General features: G+C 78.8%; 3 protein-coding genes and 1 pseudogene. All 4 read left to right on the top strand.

Annotated elements, in window-relative coordinates:
* A pseudogene (locus KK617_RS18540) lies at window positions 1–1160 on the top strand (hypothetical protein); the annotation flags it as partial.
* Window positions 1157–1849, top strand: a complete 693-nt coding sequence (sigM, locus tag KK617_RS18535; RefSeq protein WP_277501665.1) for an RNA polymerase sigma factor SigM — start codon at window positions 1157–1159, stop codon at window positions 1847–1849. The pseudogene KK617_RS18540 and the gene sigM, both read left to right, overlap by 4 nt.
* A 68-nt stretch (window positions 1850–1917) precedes the next feature.
* Window positions 1918–2700 carry a hypothetical protein gene (locus tag KK617_RS18530; RefSeq protein ID WP_277501664.1) on the top strand — a complete coding sequence of 261 codons (783 nt, stop codon included), beginning with the start codon at window positions 1918–1920 and terminating at the stop codon, window positions 2698–2700.
* Between the two features lie 94 nt (window positions 2701–2794).
* Window positions 2795–3008: NAD(P)-binding protein (locus tag KK617_RS18525; RefSeq protein ID WP_277501663.1), on the top strand; the 214-nt coding region annotated here is incomplete at its 3' end.

The following is a 3008-nucleotide window of genomic DNA, read 5'->3' as shown; positions in this document are numbered from 1 at the left end:
CCGCCCCCGCTGCGGCCGCCGCCCGGGTCGCGGACGCGCGGCCGGGGCTGGCCTCCTCCGCCGTGAGCGGCACGACGAGCGCGACCCCCGCCGTACCCCCGGCGCCGGCGCCCACGGTGACCGCGCAGCACGACAGGGAGCACGACGGGCCCCTCACCTCGACGGCCGAGCGGGCCGCGGTGACGGCCACTCCGACCGCCCCGCCGGCCGAGGAGCGCCCCGCGGGTCGGCCGCACGTGCGCGCGGCGCAGTCCCTCGACGTGCCCACGCAGGCGGGCGTCCCGATCTTCCACGAGGGCGACGAGGGGGAGTCGGGCGACGTGTCCTGGCTGGCGAAGCGCGCCGAGCCGCCGCCGCCCCCGCCCGACTTCGAGCCCCACCCCGAGCGCCCGCTCTTCGCGCCGGAGACCCCCGAGCAGGTCGAGGCCCGTCGGCGCGCCCAGGAGGCGAGCCCCGCGCCCGTCTCCGAGGAGTTCTGGCCCTGGGCGACCGGGCACACGACCGGCGCCGTGCTGCCGCACCCCGTGCGCGACCCCGGCGCCCGCAAGCGCACCGCGCCCGGCCGCTCGTGGCTGCAGCTGGCCGGCTTCCTCGGCGCCCTGGTCGCGCTGCTCCTCGTGGTGGCGGTCGTCTACCAGTTCGTCGGCCGCTCCGACGACGGGGGCAACGGCTCCGACGACGCCTCGTCGGGGTCGTCGTCGAGCACGCCGTCCGCCGCGCCCGAGCCGTTGACCGGTCTCACGGCGACGTCGATCGACCCCGAGGGCGACGGCGAGGAGCGGGAGGGCCAGGTCGCCGAGGCGCTCGACGGTGACCCCGCCACCTCGTGGACCAGCGAGCGGTACTTCCAGCAGCTCGGCCCCGACGGCCTCAAGACCGGCGTCGGCCTGCAGGTCGACCTCGGCGAGAGCCGTGACGTCCGCGAGGTGCAGCTCGACCTCGCCGGCACGGGTGCCGCGGTGTCGGTCTACCTGGGCGAGGAGGCGGTGGACGACGTCGACGGTCTCGAGCCCGTCGCCACCGGCGCCGACCTCCCGCAGCAGGCGTCGGTCGCGGTCGAGGACGGCTCCGGCCGCTACCTGACCCTGTGGTTCACCGCCCTGCCGCCCGTCGAGGGCGGGTTCCGGGCCGAGGTCGCCGAGGTGCGGGTCCTCGGGTGAGCGGCAGCCCGGAGGGCCCCGACGACCACGCCCTCCTGCGCGCCCACGTCGCGGGTGACCCCGACGCGTTCGGCCTGCTCCTCGCCCGCCACCGCGACCGGCTGTGGGCGGTGGCGCTCCGCACGACCGGCAACCCCGAGGACGCCTCCGACGGGCTGCAGGACGGCCTCGTGGCGGCGTACCGGCGCGCAGGGACCTTCCGTGGCGACTCCGCGGTCACGACGTGGCTGCACCGCGTCGTCGTCAACGCCTGCCTCGACCGGCTGCGGGCCCGCAAGGTGCGGGCGGCCGACCCGCTGCCCGACGACCTCGACGAGCAGGCGTCCCGCGGGGCGGTGGTGGGTGCCCCGGTGCCGGCGACCGACCCCGAGCGGGCCGCCACCGACGCCGAGACCCGCGAGCGCGTGCTCGCGGCGCTGGCCACCCTGCCGCCGGAGCAGCGGGCCGCGCTGGTGCTGGTCGACATGGAGGGGTACGGCGTCGCCGAGGCCGCCGCGGTGCTCGACTGCGCGGTCGGCACCGTGAAGTCGCGGTGCTCCCGCGGACGGGCCCGCCTGGCGGCGCTGCTCGCCGACCTCGTCGCCGTACCGGCCGCGGAGCAGCCCCCCGCGCCGCCACGGAACCGTCCTGCGCCCTCCGGCGTCCCATCCCCGCGCACGACGCGCGGGCCGCCGGCGGACGCGCCCTGAGCCCGTCCGGGCCCCGCAGCGCCCCCGGGTCCCCGCGACGACCCACCCACGACCGCCGAGGAGGTGACATGACCGACCCGACCGAGCCCGACGCCGACGCGCCGCTCGATCCCGCCACCGAGGCGCGCGTGCGGGGGCTGCTGCGCGCCGCCGCCGAGCGCTCGCCGATGCCGGCCGACGTCGCCGCCCGCCTCGACGACGTCCTCCCCGGCCTCGCCGCGGAGCGGGCTGCGGCCTCCGACCCGGGCAGCTCGCCCGACCCCCGTGCCGAACCCGCCCCCGAGCTCGTCGACCTCGCCGCGGCCCGCCGCCGGCGCCGCGTGGCCCGGGGCCTGCTCGTCGCCGCCGCGGCCGTCGTGGTCGTCGGGGTGGGGGGCACGGTGGTGCCGCGGCTCGGGGGCTCGGGGAACGAGTCCGACTCGGCCGGCGTCGCCGAGTCGGCGCCGCAGGACGCGTCCGCCGAGGAGGACGCCACGCCCGACTCCGCCGGTCCAGCGCAGGTCCCCGAGGCCGACGCACAGGACAGCGCGGTCACCGCGGTGGACACGCTCGCGCCGTACGCGGGCCAGGTCCTCGCCCCTCCCCCCGGCGCGGCGCTCGACCCCGGCGCCGACCTCGGACCCCAGGTGGCCGACCTCCTGGCGGCTGCGGCCGCGGCACCCGCTCGCACGACGTCCGCGGGCTGCGGCGACCCCGGACCGGACGCGGTCGGTGTCCTCACGACGTACGGCGGCACTCCCGCCCGCATCGACGTCACCGTCCCCCCGGGGGCCGACGGGAGCGTCGACGTCGTGGTGCGGGCCTGCGGCACGGGCGAGCGGCTCGACGCGCTGCGCCTGGCCCGCCCGTGACGGCCGGCCGGGAATCCCTCTCGCCTACGATCGGTTGACGACTGTGGCGAGGGCACCGGCCTCCGCCGTACCGACCTCAGGAGCCTCGACCCCCATGACCGACCAGACAGCCACCGCCACCCCCGCCGCCGGGGAGCCCCGCAACGTCATCGTCATCGGGTCCGGGCCGTCGGGCTACACCGCCGCGGTGTACGCCGCGCGCGCGAACCTCGCGCCCCTGGTGTTCGAGGGCTCGGTCACGGCCGGCGGCGCGCTGATGAACACCACCGAGGTGGAGAACTTCCCGGGCTTCCGCGACGGCATCATGG

This window comes from Nocardioides sp. ChNu-99, assembly GCF_029493445.1.
Taxonomy (GTDB): Bacteria; Actinomycetota; Actinomycetes; order Propionibacteriales; family Nocardioidaceae; genus Nocardioides.
This window is presented reverse-complemented; position numbering and strand designations above follow the sequence as displayed.

Bases quoted from the DNA above. Each gene is read 5' to 3' on its own strand.
- KK617_RS18530 (WP_277501664.1), top strand. From the start codon at position 1,918: ATGACCGACCCGACCGAGCCCGACGCCGACGCGCCGCTCGATCCCGCC.